This is a genomic window from Vibrio sp. M260121 (assembly GCF_036533715.1).
Lineage (GTDB): Bacteria > Pseudomonadota > Gammaproteobacteria > Enterobacterales > Vibrionaceae > Vibrio.
Genome location: NZ_JATABF010000039.1, coordinates 41,854 through 62,529, shown reverse-complemented (window position 1 = coordinate 62,529; position 20,676 = coordinate 41,854). Strand labels below are relative to the sequence as shown.

Sequence of the window (20,676 nt, the reverse complement as noted above, 5' to 3'; positions counted from 1 at the left end):
TAAAAATCCGATAGACCCTGTTTATCGGATTTTTTATGCACGTTTCTCAAGCCCTCGACATCATCAACAGTTATAAACCCAATCAAGTTGAAACACTCGCTGACCTCCTGCCCATTGAACTTATTAATAGTGCTTACGAACTTACTGATACTGTTACGCTAAGAAAACGAAAGCTAACTTTAGAGTCGATGGCATGGTTACTGGTTGGAATGGCAATCTATAACGATAAATCCATGGCTGATCTTTTTGAGTGTACCCAGAGTCATTGGTTTAAGCAGGCTAATTTACCAAACTGGAACGGACTCACTCTTCTTGGCGTTGATGGTGTCTTGTGGCGAACTGAGGATTCAAAAGAGAACGCTGCAACGTTTGCAAAGCCTACCAATCGTGACGGAAAAGAAACACAGTACCCACAAGTACGCATGGTATGTCAGATGGAATTGAGCAGCCATTTAATCACAGGCAGTGCCTTTGACTGTTATAGCGTCAATGAAATGAAGTTAGCAGAGCAACTGATAGAGACGACACCTGATAATAGCTTAACCCTTTTTGATAAAGGCTTTTACTCCCTTGGCCTACTTCAAGCATGGAGCTCGCAAGGCATAAATCGACATTGGCTTATCCCAATGAAAAAAGGACTTACTTATGACGTCGTTCAGTCTCTTGGCCGCCAAGATAAACTGATAAAACTGAAGAGTAATCCGCAAGCACGTAAAAAGTGGCCAGAGCTAGAACAAGAAGTGGTTGTACGTTTAATCACGAGAGTCAAAGATGGCAAGCAATACGATGTTCTCACCTCAATGCTTGACCCTATGCTCTACCCAAAGTCAGATATCGTAGGCTTATATGGGTATCGTTGGGAAATTGAACTCGGATACCGTGAGCAAAAACAGTACATGCTTGGTAACCGACTCACGCTTCGAAGTCGACTCCCTGAATTAGTGAAGCAAGAACTCTGGGGAATACTACTGACCTATAACTTGGTCCCCGAGGCAACTCCAACACTTCTACTCAATGAGTGAGAGCTTAATACTTGAACCTAGGAGAGAAAGATCCTTCCCTAGAGTCGTTAAGAAAAAGCCAAGCCGATACCCTAGAAAAAACAATGCCGATCACCTTAAGTGAACGGCATTAGGCCGAAGCCCTCTTTTTTATTGAACTGATGATTGAATACGTCAGTCTTATAGAACGTGTACAGAAGCCGTGTTCGTTGTGCCTGAAGCTACTAGAGCACCAGAAACCATAACAACGATGTCGCCTTTGTTACCTAGACCAGATTCTAGAGCAAGTTCTTTACCTGCTACGTAGAATGCGTCAGTGCTGTCGATTGACTCAACAACTACTGGAGTAACACCTTTAGTTAGAACTAGCTGTGCAGCAGTCTTAGTGTTAGTCGTTAGTGCTAGGATGTTTGCAGTTGGGAAGTACTTACGTACTGAACGTGCAGACTTACCACCTTCAGTTGCAACAACGATAAGTGGAGCAGCCAGTTTCTCAGCTGTGTCTACTGCGCCTTTACATACTGCTTCAGTGATGCGTAGACGTGGGCTGTCTAGACGAGAACCTAGCTCAGCTTTTAGAGCTGAATCAGTACGGTTCGCGATTTGAGCCATGATAGTTACCGCTTCAACTGGGTACTTACCTTTAGCAGTTTCACCAGAAAGCATTACTGCGTCAGTACCGTCCATTACAGCGTTAGCAACGTCGCCTGCTTCCGCACGAGTAGGACGTGGGTTGTTGATCATAGAATCAAGCATTTGAGTTGCAGTGATAACCATCTTACGTGCACGGTTACACTTCTCGATCATCATTTTCTGAGCGAAGATTACTTCTTCTGCTGGGATTTCAACACCTAGGTCACCACGAGCAACCATGATGCCGTCAGAAAGCTCTAGGATCTCGTCGAAGTTATCAACACCTTCTTGGTTTTCGATCTTAGAGATGATGTGGATGTTCTCGCCGCCGTTTGCAGCAAGTACTTCACGGATTTCTTGAACGTCAGAAGCTTTACGGATGAAAGAAGCAGCTACGAAGTCAACGCCTTGCTCACAACCGAATTTAAGGTCGTTCTTATCTTTTTCAGATAGTGCAGGTAGGTTTACAGAAACGCCAGGAAGGTTAACACCTTTGTTTTCGCCTAGAGCACCGTTGTTAAGAACTTTACACTTAACTTCAGTTTCAGAAGTTGCAAGCACTTCCATTTCGATTAGACCGTCGTCTACTAGGATAGTGTTACCAACGTTTAGGTCGTTAGCAAAACCAGCGTAAGTTACTGCAACTTTGTCTTTGTTACCTACAACTGAGATGTCAGTTGTGAAAGTGAATTCTTGACCAGCTACTAGATCAACGTCGTTGCCGTCTTCTAGTTTGATTGTGCGGATTTCTGGACCTTTAGTGTCTAGAAGGATTGCAAGTTGCTTGCCTGTAGCTTCCATTACTTGGCGGAAGTTCGCGATACGAGTGCCGTGCTCTGCGTAGTCACCGTGAGAGAAGTTAAGACGCATTACGTTCATGCCTGCGTTTACTAGTTCAGTTAGCTTCTCTACAGATTCAGTTTTAGGGCCAATCGTACAAACGATTTTGGTCTTTTTCATGGAAGATACTCTCCGGTAAGTATAGTTACAATTTGAAAGTCGGTTGTTTAGTCTGAAGTAGGGGCGTTTTTGGTGACATTTAGTGCCTGCCACCCACCGATTTTCCGCCACATTATTGGAACTTCAGATTCTGTAAGTCTTTCACCAAGTTTAGTCATTTTATGACTAAAAGATCGGCGATTATGGTTACCTTTTTGTGACTAATCCCACTTTATATGCAGAAAGTTGCAAAAAAATAACCGTCAATTCTGTAATTTTTTTTCTTTTCGGTGGCGAATTCTACCACCGAATGAATCCAATATCACTGTTTAAGAATTGTCTTAGGACAAGGTTTTATCGAGAAATATTAATTTTTTGGATCGAAATAAATGGACTTAAAAGTTTCGTTTTGACTATAATAAATTTCAAACCGAAACTTAAAATCAAAATTTAAATGTCGAAACGAAACACTCAACTAAGAAGACACGCCATTTCTAACCTAGTAAATGAGCTTGGGGAAGTTAGCGTAGATGAGCTAGCGCATAAATTTGAAACCTCAGAGGTCACGATTAGAAAGGATTTAGCTTCTTTAGAGAAAAACGGACAACTTTTGCGCCGTTACGGTGGTGCAATTGCGATTCCAACGGAAGTTATCCATGAAGAAATGAGTCCGAATGTTTCGAGTCGAAAGTTAAGTCTGGCAAAAGCTGCGGCATCACTGATCCGAGAACATAACCGAATTGTGATCGACAGTGGCAGTACAACGGCTGCGCTGATTCAGCAATTAAACGACAAACGAGGCTTGGTTGTTATGACCAACTCGTTGCATGTCGCCAATGCACTTAACGAATTAGAGAGCGAACCAACTCTGTTAATGACAGGCGGAACTTGGGATACGCACTCAGAATCCTTCCAAGGCAAAGTAGCCGAATCTGTATTAAGAGCTTACGACTTTGACCAGTTGTTTATTGGTGCTGATGGCATCGATTTAGAACGCGGTACCACCACGTTTAACGAATTAGTTGGCTTAAGCAAAGTCATGGCAGAAGTGTCTCGTGAAGTCATCGTCATGATTGAGTCAGAAAAAGTAGGACGCAAGATCCCGAACTTAGAACTCGCTTGGGACCAAATTAATGTGTTGGTTACTGATGCAGAGTTACAGCCAGAACACAAAATACAGATTGAACAACATGGCGTTAAAGTCATTTGCGCCTAATCTAATAATGTAAACAGTTTCATATTTCACTTCCCTCTGGATAAAGGCCTTTGCTTGCTGCCTCTATTTGAAATCATGGTCAGGGAAGAACAAAACTACAAACGGAGATAAACACATGTGTGGAATCGTAGGTGCAGTAGCACAACGAGATGTTGCAGAAATTTTAGTTGAAGGCCTACGTCGCTTGGAATACCGCGGTTACGACTCTGCGGGCGTTGCGATTGTTGATGGTGAGACAAACCTAACGCGTATTCGTCGTCTAGGTAAGGTACAAGAGCTGGCAGACGCAGTAGACGAAGCAAAAGTGATCGGTGGTACTGGTATTGCGCACACTCGTTGGGCAACACACGGTGAACCTTCTGAAGTGAACGCACACCCACACATGTCTGGTGACATCGCAGTGGTACACAATGGCATCATCGAAAACCACGAAGAGCTACGTGAACTGCTTCAATCTCGTGGTTACGTATTTGAATCTCAAACGGATACTGAAGTTATCGCTCACATGGTTGAGTGGGAACTTCGCACTTCAGAAACGCTACTAGAAGCGGTACAGAAGACAGCAAAACAACTGGATGGCGCATACGGCACAGTAGCGTTGGATCGTAAAGATCCTTCACGCATCGTTGTAGCACGCTCAGGCAGCCCAATCGTCATTGGTTTTGGTGTAGGTGAAAACTTCCTTGCTTCTGACCAACTTGCGCTACTTAACGTAACACGCCGTTTCATGTACCTAGAAGAAGGTGACGTGGCAGAAATCACTCGTCGTGACGTGACTGTATTTGATTCAACAGGTGAGCGCGTAGAACGCGAAATCACAGAATCAAACGCGGAACATGACGCAGGCGATAAAGGCCAATACCGTCACTTCATGCAGAAAGAAATTTACGAGCAGCCAACTGCGCTGATCAACACAATGGAAGGTCGTATCACGGCTGATTCTGTTGTTACTGAAGCAATCGGTGTAAACGCGGCAGAAATCCTAAGCAAAGTTGAGCACGTACAGATCGTTGCATGTGGTACGTCTTACAACGCAGGTATGACAGCACGTTACTGGTTCGAAGATATTGCAGGCGTAAGCTGTGACGTAGAAATCGCTTCTGAATTCCGTTACCGCAAGTTTGTGACGCGTCCAAACAGCCTATTGATCACGCTTTCTCAGTCTGGTGAAACCGCCGATACGCTAGCAGCCCTTCGCCTAGCAAAAGAGAAAGGTTACATGGCGGCAATGACCATCTGTAACGTCGCGGGTTCTTCTTTGGTTCGTGAGTCTGACTTTGCATTTATGACCCGTGCTGGTGTGGAAATCGGTGTGGCATCAACTAAAGCATTCACGACACAGCTTTCAGCGCTATTGATGCTAGTAACTGCTCTTGGTAAGCAACAAAACCGCATCAGCAAAGAGAAAGAAAAAGAGATCGTAGAAGCGCTTCACGCTCTACCGAAGCAAATCAACGCAGCGCTGTCTTTCGAAAAAGAAATCGAAGCACTAGCACCAGACTTTGCTGATAAGCACCACACACTATTCCTAGGTCGTGGCGAGTTCTACCCAATAGCGATGGAAGCATCTCTAAAACTGAAAGAGATCTCTTACATTCACGCAGAAGCGTACGCAGCGGGTGAACTGAAACACGGCCCTCTAGCGTTGATCGATGCAGATATGCCAGTTGTGGTTGTTGCACCAAGCAACGATCTTCTAGAGAAACTGAAATCAAACGTTGAAGAAGTACGTGCTCGTGGTGGCCTGCTTTACGTATTTGCCGATGCTGATGCAGGCTTCGAAGGCGATGAGACCATGAAGATCATCACTATGCCACACGTTAGTGAAATCACGGCGGCGATCTACTACACCATCCCAATGCAGCTACTGTCTTACTACGTAGCGTTGATCAAAGGTACGGACGTAGACCAACCTCGTAACCTAGCGAAAGCAGTAACGGTAGAGTAAGCAACGCAAGGTGTGATTAAGATTACACTTGTTTATGTTGCGCTATGTAAGTAGCGAGAACCTAAAGCGAAGTCACATGACTTCGCTTTTTTTATGTCTGTAAGCATGGTTATGATGCGCAATACGTTGACATTCAATTGTTTACTTTCTGACACGCCGAGCGGTGAGCATCACTATCGTAAGCCCAACGGATGTGGTTTCCATTGAACTGAAAAGGTCACTATGAAAATCAAACTCTTGGCTTTATGTATCGCGTCCTCACTTTACCATCCATCAGTGATGGCAGAGGAAGAAACACAAACAGAAGAGCGCAAAAGCCAAACAGTGTTCATCGATGAAAGCGATGACTGGTTACAACTCAAATCTGGTGAAGTGATCAAAGGGGAACTCACTGGCACGATCAAGGAAGAAACCAACTCGTTCGATCAAGAAGTTGAATTCGATAGTGATGATCTTGGCGATCAAGAGATCGAATTGGAAGACATTGCGGTGCTAGAGACAGCAAGTTTCTTTACCATCCGGACTTCTAGTGGCGATATCTACGATGGCTATTTGTCGATCCGCGAAGACAAGTTATACCTCAGCAATGATGGTGAAGAGATCGCATTCCCTGTGACAGAAGTCGTGTCGATCTATCGTGGTTCAGAGACCGACTCAGACCACTGGACGACGGAGATCTTTTTGGGACTGGACATCAGCAAAGGAAACACTGATGAGTTCTCACTCCTTGGTGAAGTAGAAGCGGAAAGGAATACCGTTGGCTCGCGGACTAAGCTGAAAGCCAAACACGAAAACTCCAAGACGAATGATGAGACGACAGCGAATAACAGTTCGTTTGATGGCTCCTACGACATTTACCTAAGTAACCGACTCTTCTTTAGGCCACTTAAGCTCTCGCTGCTCAGGGATGAGTTCCAAAACATTGATTATCAAGTTAATGCCTCGATGCAGATGGGTTATTTCATCATTGCTAATTCACAGACAGAATGGGATGTCTCCATCGGTCCCGGTTACCAGTACACCGATTTTAAAACGGTAGAAGAAGGGGAATCTGGCGATGCGACCAGTAACACCTTAACCTTCGAATCTAACTTTGAGTATGAACTGACCGATGACATCGATTTCAGTCATACCTATAACCTCAACTGGGCGAGCAACGATGCTGGTGGTACTCGACATACCAACGAGCTTGGTTTTGATATCGATCTTGTTGATGATCTTGATCTGAGCATAAAAGCGATTTGGGACCATGTTTCGGATACCAAAGCCGATGCGGAAGGTGTGGTGCCAGAGAAAGACGACTATAAGTTCCATTTTGGTCTGACTTACGAGCTGTAGTTTGGGTGGTTATCGGTAATCAATCGCTATTTTGGTTTATGACAAAAATGTCATTTTCGAGATAGGTTGGTGTCAGGTGTGTTGTTGAATAATGAAGCCATTGAAAACAAACACACTCAAAGGTCATCAACATGAAAGTACTGAAAACCGCTCTCCTTGTAACAACAATGGCAATCACTAGCGCATCAGCATTCGCTCAACCGACTTTCACTGGTGGAAAATACATTAGCCGTGAAGAAATGAAGACCATTTCTGTTGAGCCAACGGCAACCTCGGATGCAGCTTATCAACAAGCGTTAGCTGAACTAAACTCCTTAAAAGACATGTCGTCTCATGAGCTTAATAAAGAGTTGAACATCGTGACTTTCGATGTCGCGAGAAACAGCACACACCTGCAGGACGGTGGTTTTGTTACGGTACAAGAGCGCATGAACGAACAGGGACAGTTGGAATATCTGGGTACTGTGAACGTGAAAGTGAACTACGCACAGCGCGACAGTAATCGATAAAAACATTGAATGAAAAGAGTATGATGCAATTTGTGTCGTACTCTTTTTGCTATCGTCAATGCTGAGCACACCCCGTTAAGATAGAGGGCTGAAATTGAAACTACTGATTGTCGAAGATGAAGTAAAAGCAGGGGAATACTTGCAAAAAGGGCTGGTGGAATCGGGCTACGTTGTTGATTGGGTTCGCGACGGTGTCGATGGTTTGTATCACGCTACCAGTGAACCTTATGATCTTATTCTTCTCGACATCATGCTGCCCAAGCTCGATGGTTGGCAAGTGCTCAACACGCTGCGCAGTAGTGACATTCACACCCCAGTTATCATGCTCACTGCCAAAGAGCAGATAGAAGATCGCGTGCGTGGCTTTGAGTTAGGAGCCAACGACTACGTGGTAAAACCTTATGCGTTTGCTGAGCTGCTGGCGCGCATTCAGAATGTCTTTCGTCATCATACTTCTTCTCGTGTACAGACTTCTCCTCAGACACTGCAAATTGCGGATCTAGAGCTTGATATGATGAAGCGAGTGGCAATGCGAGGAGGGCAAAGTATTACGCTAACGGCAAAGGAGTATGCGCTGCTTGAACTGCTGATGCGTAAAGAAGGTCAGGTGTTATCACGGACCACCATTGCGTCATTGGTGTGGGACATGAACTTTGATAGCGATACGAACGTCATTGACGTTGCCATCAAACGACTGCGCAATAAAGTCGACAAGCCATTTGAAACGCCTCTGATTCATACCATCAGAGGGATGGGGTATAAGCTGGAAGCGCCAGATGTTTAAACACCCAGCCAACCTATCCATGCAAAATAAACTGGTGCTGATGTTTGTAGGCACGACGTTGGTGGTGTATCTCGCTTTAGCCTTTATCCTCTATTACACCATCGAGCGCCATTTCTTTACTCAAGACTATAACGAAATGGTCAGCAAATATAATGCGATAGAGAAGACCATGATGGTTTCTCCTGAGTCGGCTTATTTGCTTATCGACAACAGCTCCGCTTACATGTGGGCGTTTGAGGAGGGAGAGCAGACCTACAAAAACTCAACGCTTTCTATTCCTAACAAACTTTCTCTCACGCTGAGTTCGCCGCAGATTTTGAATCAAAACAATGCGATTGAATGGCATGAAGATTCTTTGGATATTCGAGCTTTCGCCTTTAAAGCCAAAGATGTCACTGTGGTGATAGGCACCAGCATTAACCACCATATACTGTTCCTCAATAAACTGGGGTGGATTCTATTCTGGTCGCTGGGCTTTGCGTTTTTAGCTTCTGCTCTGTATAGCCGAACCATAGTAAATCGAGGTTTGAGGCCGATTCTTACCTTAAACAAACACATCCAACATATTACTCCTGAACAGTTAGATATTCGTATTGACTCTGAGACGTTGCCGATCGAGCTAAGAGAGTTAGCGATAAAGCACAATGCAATGTTGGATCGATTACAAACCGGCTTTCATCGTTTGAGTGAGTTCTCCTCTGATATTGCTCATGAGCTTAAAACGCCGCTGACTAATATCACCACTCAAAACCAAGTAATCCTTGGCGCTGCCCGCAGTTCTGAGGAGTATCAAGAAGCGATTGCTTCTACTTTGGAAGAGCTTGAACGGATAACTAAAACCATCAATGACTTACTGTATATCGCCAAAGCAGAAAACAAACTGATCCATCGACACAACGAGCGCTTCGCAGCTCATGAACAAGTGGCTCATTTGATCGAGTACTTCGAAATACTGGCGGAAGACTCAGCGTTGGCCATTACCACTTCAGGTGAGGCGATGCTGTATATGGACCGAAACATGTTTGAGCGCGCTATCAGTAACTTATTGTCCAACGCGATTCGCCATGCGTATGACGAGACGACGATTTCGGTTGATATTGAGCAGGTTGGTGAACTTGTGAAGATAACCGTCAGCAATGTTGGTGAGGCGATTCCCAAGCAAAACTTGCCGTATCTGTTTGACCGCTTTTATCGGGTCGACAAGTCTCGCCAACATTCAGGTAGCGTGGGAGCCGGGCTGGGTTTGTCAATCACTCAATCGATAGTTCACGCCTACGATGGAAGCATCAGCGTCACTTCAGAAGATGGCCAAACCCAGTTTTGTTTGATACTGCCAGCGGCTAAAGCTGACTCAGCAGTGGAATCACTTCCTCAAGAGACGCTTTAATGATGACTTTGTCTTCGAGCTCTGGCAGAGGTGGAAGTAAATCCGGAATCATTACCGCTTGGCATTTTGCAGCGAGTGCGGCTTTGATGCCGTTGTTCGAATCTTCCAATACTAAGCACTGTTTGGCGTCCACACCTAAGTGGCGATAAGCCATTTGATAGCAATCAGGGTTTGGTTTGCCGCGTTCTACATCTTCGGCGGTAATCACTAAATCGAACTGTGCAAGGTACTTGCTGCCTGCGAAATTGTGCTTCACCTCTGGAAGGTGAGAAGAAGTGACAATCGCGGTTAATAAGCCATGTTGTTTGATGGCATAAAACAGTGCGTCGAATCCGGGTTTGAGCGCAATGCCTTGATTTCTTAGATTATGGAAGTGTTCATCTCGCACGGCTTTATAGCGAGGCATATCGATAGCGTCTTGAAAATGCTCGGCGAGTATTCTTTCACATTCAGGGTCTTGGACACCGATGAACTGTTGGTAGAAATCATCGGTGATGGTTAAGCCTTGCTCGGTCGCGGCGTATTGCCAACTTTGCTTGTAGATTGATTCGGTATCGAAAATCAGTCCATCCATATCAAAAAGTACAGCTTTTAACATTGGGTAGGGCTCCTACGTTTTTGGGTGTAGAGCGGCTGACATTGTTATCTTGTTATACCTAAGCAACCTCGAATCCTTTTGAAGGTGGCTTGGGTATAAAATGTGGCGTTAGAATGGGCTCTCTTTGCCGAGTTCATTGCAGATCTCGACAATCGCAAGCGAGAGCCCTGACTTAATGATTTGTTGTTGACGTTGCAGTTGTAGCTGATAAAACTCAAGGTCGATGTCGTCATCTGGTTCGTTGACTTCCAGCTGTACCATGCCCATCTTCTTCACCAAATGCAGCTTTTTGATTGGATCTAGAATATTAGGGTCCGTGAACTCGTAGTCAGAAGCGTCGCTATTGAGATGGTTTTTGAGCTTAATGATGTCTTCGATGTCGTGGTAAATATCATCGGGAAGCACACCCAAGCCAAACAATAACTTCAAACGAACAGACAGATCGCCCAGCGGTCCCGAGTCTTGTAACAGCGGACCGACAACCGATTGAACAGCGAAGTTATCTTTACGAAAAATTCTTTGCACTAACCCGTCGATCGAATCGTTAAAAACGTCGACTGCTGCAATGAAAAAGCCTCGTACCGATGGTGCGCTGTTTAATCGCTCAATGATCTCGGTTTCGTTGATGTTATCTGCCATATACTGAATACATTTCTAATTATTAGCTATCCCAACTCTTCATGGAGATGGATATAGAAGGGGAGCCAAGCTCCCCTAGGTAAATCAAAGTTGGTTGTAAAGTGTCTCGATTTGAGTCACTTCAGCACTGTTTTCTGCAAGACCTGTGTATGTCGCTAGCGTCTTCTTCACTCCCACTTCTTTTAATGAGTTTTGTAGCTCTACGGCTTGTGGGTCAGTGTCGTTAGTGTACTTCAACGCAGCGGCAATGCCTTTCAAAAGTGTTTTATTTTCAGTGCCATACTCAATTGTACCGAGTAAAGGCTTCACTAATCTATCGTTTGCACCTAATTTACGAATTGGTTGACGACCTACGCGATCAACCTCATCCACTAAGTATGGGTTGGCAAAGCGTCCTAGAATCTTCTCGATGTAAGCATTGTGCATGTCACGGTCGAAACCGTAACGTTTGATCAGCACTTCACCACTCTCTTGCATCGCCTGTTTTACTTCAGCATGAATACTTGGGTCTTCAATCGCTTCACGAATGGTGCGATGGCCTTTCAAGCAACCTAGGTAAGCGGTAATGCAGTGACCTGTATTGAGAGTGAACAGCTTGCGTTCTACAAATGCCATTAGGTTGTTGGTTTTTTCCATGCCTGCGATATCAGGGATTTCGCCCTTGAATTGCTGTTCATCCACAATCCATTCGCTAAAGCTTTCTACCGTCACTTCTAGTGGGTCATCGTTCGCCGCTTCTGCTGGTGGCACGATGCGGTCTACCGCGGAATCGACAAAGCCAACTAACTCGTCTGCTTTTTCGTGCAATGATTCATCTAAGTGTTTGTACACTTCACCTTTTAGGTGTGTGGTACCACGAACCATGTTTTCACAAGCGATGATGTTCAATGCTTTATCGTTACCTGCTGCAAAGCGTTTAGCAATGCCGGTAGCGATGGTTTTTGCAATGATGTCCAGTACGTTAGGGCCCACTGCTGTTGTTACCAAGTCGGTTTTTACAATGCGGTCGATGACATCTTCACTGGCTGAGTTAACCGCGTTGACGTGAGTTACTGTGTCGATTTGGCACTCAGTACCGACCACTTTTACTTTGTATTCTTGCTTGTGGCTCAGCTGATCGACGAGTGGTGCATCAACGTCTGCAAATGTCACCTCGACTTCTGCGTCTGCTAATAGTTTACCGATGAAGCCACGACCAATGTTACCTGCGCCAAAATGAACTGCATTTTTCATAATTCTTACCTACCAATGTCTGAAATATTGACTAAACGAATTTAGGGTGAGGCCAACCGCATAGGGGGTGACAGCTGACCTCGGTTTGCTCAGGAGCAAATTAAAGGGAGTGATTAAGCCGCTTGCTGGCCGCCAAGGATGTTCAGAATCTCTTCTACATCGTTGGTGCTAGTTAGTTTCTCAATAGCCTCTGGCTCATCGAGCGCGTTTGTAATGGTGGTAATCACCTGGATGTGCTCATCGTTCTTAGCGGCAATGCCGATAACCAGTTTCGCTACATCATCGTCGTCTTCAGTAAATTGGATACCCGATGGGTATTGGCAGATTACAATGCCGGTTTTCTTCACGCGGTCTTTCGCTTCTACCGTACCGTGAGGTACCGCGATAGATTCGCCTAGGTAAGTTGGAACCAACGCTTCACGCTCAAACATCGCGTCTACGTATTCTGGTTCTGCGTAGCCAAGTTCAACCAATTTGTTGCCTGCAAAGCGAATTGCTTCTTCTTTGTTGGCTGCTTTCAAACCTAGGTGAATGTTCTCACGCTGGATTTGGAATACCGATGGTTGTTGTGGCTCAAAGCTGTCGTCGTTCGCCGCCATGACTGACACTTTTACCATTTGGTCGTCATTGGCTGCGGATTGGTTTTGTGCTGCTAGTAGTTTGGTGACTAGCTGGTTGTACATTTCGCTGTCTAGGAAGTTAGTCAATGAAATGTGGTGCGCGTTTGGAGCATGCTTACGTGCACGATCCGTTAAGTCTTTATGAGTAATCACGATATCTGCACTCTCTGGTAAGCTGTTAATAGCAAGGTTGGTTACGTGGACGTTCAGACCTGCGTCTTGAACCTTTTTGCGCAGCATGCTTGCACCCATTGCGCTTGAACCCATGCCCGCATCGCAAGCGACAATGATGCTTTGTACTGTCGCTAGGTCTACGTCACCTTTGCTTTGGCTGTTTACCATCGCATCGTTTTTAGATGCAGATTTCATGTCTTTCATTTGTGATGTTGCTTTCTCTAGTGCAGCTTCATCACCGTCTTCTTCTGTTGACGTTTGCGTCTTCATTAGTAGTGCCGCTACTGCGAATGACACACCTGTTGCTGCTGCGATAGATGCGAGTACACCTACGATTGAACCTTTCTGAGTCATCAACAAGATAGCGAAGATTGAACCTGGTGATGCTGGAGAAACGATACCTGCGTTAAACATTGTTAGAACGAATACGCCAGTCATACCACCTGCAATAGCTGCTAGGATTAGGCGAGGGTTCATTAGAATGTATGGGAAGTAAATTTCGTGGATACCGCCGAAGAAGTGGATGATTGATGCACCACCGGCAGTTTGACGAGCCGTTCCTTTACCAAACACCATGTAAGCCAGCAAAATACCTAGACCAGGACCTGGGTTCGCTTCGATTAGGAAGAAGATAGATTGACCTGTCTCAGACGCTTGTTGGATACCTAGTGGAGAGAAGATACCGTGGTTGATCGCGTTGTTTAGGAACAGGATCTTCGCAGGTTCAACGAAGATTGAAGTCAGTGGTAACAGGTGAGCAGATACTAGGAAGTTAACGCCGGCTGCTAAGCCACCAGATAGAATTTTTACGAATGGACCGATAAAGATAAAAGCAAGAATCGCACATAGCATGCCGATGATGCCTGCTGAGAAGTTGTTAACCAACATCTCAAAGCCACTTTTTACTTTACCGTCGATGTAGTTATCGAATTTTTTGATCGCCCAGCCACCCATCGGACCGACCATCATTGCACCCATAAACATTGGGATGTCTGTACCGACAATCACACCCATTGTTGTGATTGCGCCGACTACCGCACCGCGATCGCCACCGACTAATTTACCACCGGTATAACCGATAAGCAGTGGTAGCAAGTAGGTAATCATAGGACCAACCATAGAGGCTAACGTTTCGTTAGGTAGCCATCCAGTTGGGATGAATAGAGCAGTGATAAAGCCCCACGCGATAAACGCGCCGATGTTTGGCATTACCATGTTTGACAGAAAACGACCAAAATTTTGTATCTTGATCTTGGCATCTGGTGATATCATAACAATTCCCCGTTCGATGTTCTGATGAATCTTGTTGTAGTAAACGGTTCGCCAAAACCGTTTGTTTGATTGCTTAGTACCCAATCAATTTACCACACATTTTCCAATTGGAACTGACAACGGGTTTTTCGTGATCTACGCCCGCATTTCTTAGGCTGAGAAACGGTTTTTAAGTGACCAAGTTCAAGTTATTAACTTGTAACTTAATAACAAAAAGCCACTTTCAAATCTGTCAATAAAAATCTTAGTGATCAATTCGATCTTCTGATAAATTTAAAATCAAAATACTTTGTGACTTAGATCGCCTTTGATTTCTTTTGAAATTCAAATTAAATACCAGTAACGATCAATATCACATTTTGTGTTGGTTTGGTCTGGGTATAAAGTGTGATCTGAGTCGTTTTTGGTGTTTTGTGAAAGTTTATGACGGGATTGGTGTGATCAATGTCATTGCTAAGGTTTTGATAAATTGCGTTGATGAATGTCTTTTCGAGCCACTTCACGCAGTGATATGTCATTAGTGATAGAAAGATTAGAAGTGCATTGCTCTAGGGCTTCATTCTATCCATTACAACGCACTTTTCATTGATATTTCAATACTCAGCGGTGTTGACCTAAGTAACGGTGAGCCTGCTCGCCCCCCATGTACCGTGCTAATGTTTTTTCTTGGACATTACGCAAGTCAACCATGATCAATCCATCCAAAGCGTTGTTGAATGCTGGATCTACATTGAAGCACACCAGTTTGCCATTGAGGCTTAAGTACTGACGCAGTAAAACGGGCACACCTTTCCCTTCATCGATTCTGGCAATAACGCGTGATAATAGCTGTAAATCCCCCAGAGCAGTAAGCATGCTGGTGTTCCAGTCACGGTGGTGCTCAGGAAGTGGGTTAGAAGGCGTGACGTACTCTGCGCAGTTGTTATCGTAGTGGTGCAGTGTCATTGATTGGGCAAGCAGTTGGCGTGCAGTATCGCTATAGTCGTTGCTAATGCTTACCGGACCAAATAGGTGAGTGTAATCTGGGTTTTGATGCACGAAGGTTGCGATGCCTTTCCACAGCAGCAGTAGCGCGCTTATGCTCTTCTGATATTGCTGCGCAATCACTGAGCGTCCCATTTCAATGGATTTACCCATTTGGGCGATAAAGCGTTGGTCATAGTTAAACAAGGTTCGTGAATACAGACCCGCTACGCCGCGCTTTTCAATCAGTTGATCAACCAGACCTAAACGATACGCGCCCACCAAGCATTGGTTCTCTCTGTCCCACACAAACAGATGCAGGTAATCATGATCGAAATGGTCAATGTCTATTGCTAGTCCCGTCCCTTCGCCAACCTGTCGAAAATTGAGCTCACGTAGGCGACCAATTTCATGCAGTAGGGAAGGGATATTCTGCGACTCCGTGCAGTAGACATCGAACTCACCACTTGTTAGCAGCTTGGACTCTTTTGGTAAGTTGTTCAGCTCTTCAAGCAATTCGCCTACGGGTAACCCTGCCGCTATTGGAGAGAGCCGTTCTGATGAGGAAGAGGGTTTCACCGATTGGGTTTCACGATTGAGTAAGTAAGTGTTGAGCCGCAAATAGTTCACCACTTGATCATCGCTAAGTGTGTTGAGCTCTTTAAATTTAATCGCTTGGCCAAAAGACAAGTTGATGGTTTGCGCGTGTTTGTTCAGCAGCTCTCGACCAAGCATTAGGGGGCGTAGAAGCGGATGGATTTTTCCCGCTATATAAAAACTTTTCGAGTTTTGACCGCTGATGAAGACCGGAACTGTCGTGGCTTTGTTTTTGCGGAGCAGGCTACTTACGCTTCGACTCCACGCTTTGTCTTCCAAGCGTTGCTGTTTGGCATCGACTAACTGGGAAACCTCACCGGCAGGAAAGACAAGCAATAAGCCACCATTTGCGAGGTGTTTATTGGCAGCTCTCAGGGCTTTCATATTCGATTTGACGGCGTCTTTGCCTTCAAGCACATCAACACCAATAAAGAGCTGATCTAACTCCAGCACGGTTTTAAGGTATTGATTGGCTAGGATTTGGATATCGTCTCTGACCATCAATAACAGTTCAGCCAAGATCACGCCTTCTACACACCCAAGCGGGTGGTTCGCCACAATGACGGTAGCACCTTGTTTGGGAACTGAGTCGAGTGAACCATGAGCAATGCGATAGTCTATACCTAAGATATCCAGCGTGAAGCGGAGAAAAGTTTTGGTATCGGCGTTAACGGGGCGTTGGGCGTAGAATTTATCAAGTTGGTTTAAACCGGTTGCCCATTCAGCAACGTTTTCACCAATGCCAAACGGCGTTTTACGTGGGAGACGAAAAGGGGTCGAACTATCCATATTTACCTCAGCGTACAAGTTGCTGATTGGATAGTAGAAATTACAGATGACAGTTAAGAGGCAAAAGCATGAGCCTTTGGTGACAAACCAATGAAGCTTTATTGACCAAAGGCGTTGAGGCGAGAGTTACTAATGGTAGCGTTAGGTTTTATCCCCAGCGAACATTAAGAAACTCAACGAGTTCAGTGTTTCACCCAAGCTTTCGAGAGAGCTCAATACCTGCTTGGTTGGCTCGTTGTCTAACAGAATACGCCCATCAAACCCCTTGCCTTCGCAATGCTCCTCAGTACAAGCAATCGTTGATTCGTCTATAGCTGCGTTTTCGACAACTTGCTCTTCACTCATCTCTTCAGAGGCAATCTCGTCAGCACTCAAACAAGACGCAGAGACAAGTAGGCCACTGAGCAACACCATCAACTTTGGTTTTAACATAGTAATGAAACTCGAAAATAAAACACTGTTCGATTTTATGCTATTGCGCTTATCATTTCGAGCGATATGACAAAAACTTAGCTTTCAGTCGCTATTTTCCTGCGGTATCTAGGCTATGTTATCTAGATAACAAATTGATTGGTTTAACGAAATTAGGAGGATGAATGGAGCGGATTTCTAACAAGTCATCACTGTGGCTAGGGCTGTGCTTAATCATCGGGTTAGGTGTGTTGGGCTTTTTCATTCAACAGACCGCGGTAAAATACAAAGCCTATGAACGCGTCGTGACGGTAAAGGGCTTATCTGAGCGTGAGTATCCAGCGGATACGGTGATTTGGCCAATTCAGTTTACTGTTGCGAGTAATGATATGCCGACGATGTTTGATGAGATTGATCAGCAAACCAAGCTGGTGCTCGATTTTCTGGCAGCTAAGGGGTTGGATGAATCAAACTTTTCTCTTTCCTCTCCCGCTGTAACAGACCGCAAAGCGCAGCAATACGGTAATGAACAGGACATTGAGTATCGTTACTTAGCCAATCGAACGGTGACGGTTTATAGCCAGAATATTGATGTCGTCAGAGCGGCTATCAATGAAATTGGTGAGCTAGGTAAACAGGGCGTTTTGCTTAACCAAGACCCTTATGCAAATCGTGTTGAGTACAGCTTTACCAAGCTCAATGACATCAAGCCAGATATGATTGAGGAAGCGACTAAAAACGCTCGTGAAGTAGCAGAGAAGTTCGCCAAAGATTCACAAAGCTCGCTTGGTAAAATCAAACGTGCGACGCAAGGTCAGTTCTCTATTTACGATCGTGATAGCAACACGCCGTATATTAAGAAAGTACGCGTTGTTTCAACCGTTCAATATTACTTGTCGGATTAACTCTATTTCTTGCCAACCCTGAATAACAGTAGAAGCCAGTCATTTGATTGGCTTTTTAATACTCAATTAATTGCATTTTAATTGCCGCTCTTTTTCTGATTTGTGCAAGTGATCTTTTATAAAACTAAGTTCTTATTTGTTTGGCGATAAAGTTGATAAAAGTCAATTCAGAGAAGGAGTTAGAGGCGTAATTTTGACCGCACTGATTAGCTAGAAGGAATTACTAGAATGGCATTTAAACATTACCTCAGAGAGTTACTGGGTTTGACCATCGTGGTCTCTGTGGTGTTCGGGGTTTTGAGTATCTTATTGGATTTCTGCGCCCTTGCGGCACTGTGCGAGCATCAAGAAAATATCGCGCATATCTTCTTCCACGAATCGTTTTACTTCGTCGCGTTTCTGATCCCGCCTTATTTCTTGTGGAAAGTCATTAATCGCCCTGACTTAGTCGCAGCGACAGAGGGTTACCAAGTCAGCAAGCTTGAGTTAGAGCGCCCTTAGGTCTAAACAAACCTCAGTTCTAAACTACCTCTAAAGTTAGTGTTGAGTCGTTGGTATTGGAGGGAATCTCTGTCTTCCAGATACAACAAAGGCCCGTAGATTTCTCTACGAGCCTTCTGAATATGGTGGCCCCTCCCAGACTTGAACTGGGGACCAATCGATTATGAGTCGACTGCTCTAACCACTGAGCTAAGGGGCCTTAATAGGTCAACGATTATAGGGGAAGCTTTGCTAGGTGTCTAGCCACTAGGTAGGGCAATTGCGCTTAGTTTTTATTCACTTAGCTTCACAGATAATAAAAAAGGTGACACTCGGTCACCTTTTTTTGTTTTTAATCGCTGCGATTACTCGTCTAGGAAGCTGCGCAGTGTTTCTGAGCGGCTTGGGTGACGAAGTTTACGTAGTGCTTTCGCTTCGATCTGACGGATACGTTCACGAGTAACGTCGAACTGCTTACCAACTTCTTCTAGAGTGTGGTCAGTGTTCATGTCGATACCAAAGCGCATACGAAGTACTTTTGCTTCACGTGGCGTTAGACCTGCAAGTACGTCTTTTGTTGCCATTTTCAGGCTTGTCGCAGTTGCAGAATCTAGCGGTAGTTCTAGCGTAGTATCTTCGATGAAATCACCTAGATGCGAATCTTCGTCGTCACCAATTGGTGTCTCCATAGAGATTGGCTCTTTAGCGATTTTCAGTACTTTACGAATCTTGTCTTCTGGCATTTGCATACGCTCTGCCAGTTCTTCCGGTAATGGTTCACGACCCATCTCTTGCAGCATTTGACGAGAGATACGGTTTAGCTTGTTGATCGTTTCGATCATGTGTACCGGAATACGAATTGTACGTGCTTGGTCCGCGATTGAACGAGTGATTGCCTGACGGATCCACCACGTTGCGTAAGTCGAGAACTTGTAACCACGACGGTATTCGAACTTATCTACCGCTTTCATCAGACCGATGTTACCTTCTTGGATTAGATCCAAGAACTGTAGACCACGGTTGGTGTATTTCTTCGCGATAGAAATTACTAGACGTAAGTTCGCTTCAACCATCTCTTTCTTCGCACGGCGAGCTTTTGCTTCACCGATAGACATGCGACGGCTGATGTCTTTAATGTTTTGAACGTTTAGAGAAGTCTCTTCTTCAATCATTTTTAGTTTAGTGATTGAACGACGGATTTCTTCTTCGCTACGTTTGATTTTTTCAGCGTATGGCTTGTCAGATGATAGGATTTCATCCAACCATGCTTCGCTTGATTCGTTGCCTGTGAACAGTGCAATGAATGATTTCTTAGGCATTTTGCCGTATTCAACAGCAGCCTTCATGATCAAACGTTCTTGAGTACGAACGCGATCCATCGCCGTGCGCAGTTCATTCACTAGGTGGTCAAACTGTTTTGGCGTTAGACGGAATTCTTTGAATACGTCTAGCATCAACTCGTTAGCTACTGTTGCTTTCGGGCTCTCGTAACCGTGTTCGTTGATTGCAAGCTGAAGGTTTTGGTACGTGCTGCGTAGCTGGTTGAATTTCTCAAGCGCTAGCTCTGGGTCGATACCAACATCTTCTTCAGAATCATCTGAATCGTCATCGCTTTCTTCGTCTTCATCAACGTCTTCTTCGTCTTCTTCTTCTAGCTGAGATTCAGTCAGTTCAGAACCGATGTGCGTTGCTGTTGGTGCAGCCGTGTCGTCTGCATCAGGGTCAACAAATCCAGAGATTAGGTCTGTTAGACGAAGTTCTTCTGCTTGAACTTTGTCAAATTGCTCAAGAATGTATGGGATAGTGCCAGGGTATTCAGCAACAGACGATTGAACTTGGTTAATACCTTCTTCAATACGTTTTGCGATGTCGATTTCGCCTTCGCGAGTCAGCAGCTCTACAGTACCCATTTCACGCATGTACATACGTACTGGGTCTGTTGTACGACCAATTTCACTTTCTACGCTAGAAAGTGCTGCTGCTGCAGCTTCTGCTGCATCTTCATCGGTAATGTTTGTGTCATCGTTCAGCGCTAGATCATCGGCATCAGGAGCAGTTTCTACTACCTTGATACCCATGTCGTTGATCATCTGAATGATGTCTTCTACCTGTTCTGAATCTACGATTTCAGCAGGTAGGTGGTCATTTACTTCGGCGTAGGTCAGATAGCCTTGTTCCTTGCCTTTAATAACAAGTAACTTTAGCTGTGACTGCGGATTTTGATCCATAGACGGTATCCA

At 44.8% G+C, this 20,676-nt stretch carries 16 protein-coding genes, 1 tRNA gene and 1 pseudogene; 9 read left to right on the top strand and 9 right to left on the bottom strand.

The features are described from left to right. Nucleotides 1-35 precede the first annotated feature (35 nt). Nucleotides 36-1,125 (top strand): annotated as a pseudogene (locus tag QTO06_RS18975) (IS4 family transposase). A 56-nt stretch (nucleotides 1,126-1,181) separates the two neighbouring features. Here QTO06_RS18975 and pykF read toward each other — a convergent pair. Then, a complete protein-coding gene (pykF, locus tag QTO06_RS18970; protein ID WP_020193970.1) occupies nucleotides 1,182-2,594 on the bottom strand; it encodes a pyruvate kinase PykF in 1,413 nt (470 codons plus the stop codon). A gap of 433 nt (nucleotides 2,595-3,027) precedes the next feature. Here pykF and QTO06_RS18965 point away from each other — a divergent pair, with 433 nt between their 5' ends. The 6 genes from QTO06_RS18965 to QTO06_RS18940 all read left to right on the top strand — a co-directional run bounded on the left by QTO06_RS18965 (nucleotide 3,028) and on the right by QTO06_RS18940 (nucleotide 9,755). Then, the gene (locus QTO06_RS18965; protein WP_331409368.1) at nucleotides 3,028-3,789 is read left to right on the top strand and encodes a DeoR/GlpR family DNA-binding transcription regulator; all 762 of its coding nucleotides are present in this window, start codon (nucleotides 3,028-3,030) and stop codon (nucleotides 3,787-3,789) included. Between the two features lie 115 nt (nucleotides 3,790-3,904). Next, on the top strand, nucleotides 3,905-5,737 hold the full coding sequence (gene glmS, locus QTO06_RS18960; protein WP_045416442.1) for a glutamine--fructose-6-phosphate transaminase (isomerizing): 1,833 nt from the start codon (nucleotides 3,905-3,907) through the stop codon (nucleotides 5,735-5,737). A 222-nt stretch (nucleotides 5,738-5,959) separates the two neighbouring features. After that, nucleotides 5,960-7,075 (top strand): DUF481 domain-containing protein, encoded by a 1,116-nt coding sequence (locus QTO06_RS18955; RefSeq protein ID WP_038893925.1) that lies wholly within the window; start codon nucleotides 5,960-5,962, stop codon nucleotides 7,073-7,075. Nucleotides 7,076-7,206: 131 nt separating this feature from the next. Beyond that, the gene (locus QTO06_RS18950) at nucleotides 7,207-7,584 is read left to right on the top strand and encodes a DUF3316 domain-containing protein (RefSeq protein ID WP_009707777.1); all 378 of its coding nucleotides are present in this window, start codon (nucleotides 7,207-7,209) and stop codon (nucleotides 7,582-7,584) included. 94 nt (nucleotides 7,585-7,678) lie between these two features. Continuing rightward, nucleotides 7,679-8,368, top strand: a complete 690-nt coding sequence (locus QTO06_RS18945) for a heavy metal response regulator transcription factor (RefSeq protein ID WP_143691898.1) — start codon at nucleotides 7,679-7,681, stop codon at nucleotides 8,366-8,368. Then, nucleotides 8,361-9,755 (top strand): heavy metal sensor histidine kinase, encoded by a 1,395-nt coding sequence (locus tag QTO06_RS18940; protein WP_331409364.1) that lies wholly within the window; start codon nucleotides 8,361-8,363, stop codon nucleotides 9,753-9,755. The genes QTO06_RS18945 and QTO06_RS18940 overlap by 8 nt, the downstream gene beginning before the upstream one ends. Here QTO06_RS18940 and QTO06_RS18935 read toward each other — a convergent pair. The 6 genes from QTO06_RS18935 to QTO06_RS18910 all read right to left on the bottom strand — a co-directional run bounded on the left by QTO06_RS18935 (nucleotide 9,709) and on the right by QTO06_RS18910 (nucleotide 17,072). Continuing rightward, nucleotides 9,709-10,353: an HAD family hydrolase gene (locus tag QTO06_RS18935; protein WP_331409363.1), complete on the bottom strand. Its 645-nt coding sequence runs from the start codon at nucleotides 10,351-10,353 to the stop codon at nucleotides 9,709-9,711. The two genes, QTO06_RS18940 and QTO06_RS18935, sit on opposite strands and share 47 nt — an antisense overlap. A 108-nt stretch (nucleotides 10,354-10,461) precedes the next feature. Further along, on the bottom strand, nucleotides 10,462-10,992 hold the full coding sequence (locus tag QTO06_RS18930) for an MltR family transcriptional regulator (RefSeq protein WP_005437418.1): 531 nt from the start codon (nucleotides 10,990-10,992) through the stop codon (nucleotides 10,462-10,464). Between the two features lie 84 nt (nucleotides 10,993-11,076). Then, the gene (locus tag QTO06_RS18925) at nucleotides 11,077-12,225 is read right to left on the bottom strand and encodes a mannitol-1-phosphate 5-dehydrogenase (protein WP_331409361.1); all 1,149 of its coding nucleotides are present in this window, start codon (nucleotides 12,223-12,225) and stop codon (nucleotides 11,077-11,079) included. 113 nt (nucleotides 12,226-12,338) lie between these two features. Further along, nucleotides 12,339-14,291, bottom strand: coding sequence for a PTS mannitol transporter subunit IICBA (locus QTO06_RS18920; RefSeq protein WP_331409360.1), 1,953 nt, complete (start codon nucleotides 14,289-14,291; stop codon nucleotides 12,339-12,341). Nucleotides 14,292-14,891: 600 nt separating this feature from the next. Then, complete coding sequence (locus tag QTO06_RS18915; protein WP_331409359.1) at nucleotides 14,892-16,640, bottom strand: lysophospholipid acyltransferase family protein; 1,749 nt, start codon at nucleotides 16,638-16,640, stop codon at nucleotides 14,892-14,894. A 141-nt stretch (nucleotides 16,641-16,781) separates the two neighbouring features. Beyond that, on the bottom strand, nucleotides 16,782-17,072 hold the full coding sequence (locus QTO06_RS18910) for a hypothetical protein (protein WP_331409358.1): 291 nt from the start codon (nucleotides 17,070-17,072) through the stop codon (nucleotides 16,782-16,784). 164 nt (nucleotides 17,073-17,236) lie between these two features. On the opposite strand from QTO06_RS18910, the gene QTO06_RS18905 reads away from it, so the two are divergent. Next, a complete protein-coding gene (locus QTO06_RS18905; protein ID WP_009707771.1) occupies nucleotides 17,237-17,956 on the top strand; it encodes an SIMPL domain-containing protein in 720 nt (239 codons plus the stop codon). A 228-nt stretch (nucleotides 17,957-18,184) separates the two neighbouring features. Further along, a complete protein-coding gene (locus QTO06_RS18900) occupies nucleotides 18,185-18,457 on the top strand; it encodes a D-fructose-6-phosphate amidotransferase (protein WP_331409357.1) in 273 nt (90 codons plus the stop codon). Between the two features lie 123 nt (nucleotides 18,458-18,580). Here the strand turns inward: QTO06_RS18900 and QTO06_RS18895 are convergent. Both QTO06_RS18895 and rpoD read right to left on the bottom strand, forming a co-directional pair. After that, nucleotides 18,581-18,656: transfer RNA gene (locus tag QTO06_RS18895), tRNA-Ile, on the bottom strand. 145 nt (nucleotides 18,657-18,801) lie between these two features. Next, the gene (gene rpoD / locus QTO06_RS18890; RefSeq protein ID WP_020193980.1) at nucleotides 18,802-20,664 is read right to left on the bottom strand and encodes an RNA polymerase sigma factor RpoD; all 1,863 of its coding nucleotides are present in this window, start codon (nucleotides 20,662-20,664) and stop codon (nucleotides 18,802-18,804) included. Nucleotides 20,665-20,676: the final 12 nt, after the last annotated feature.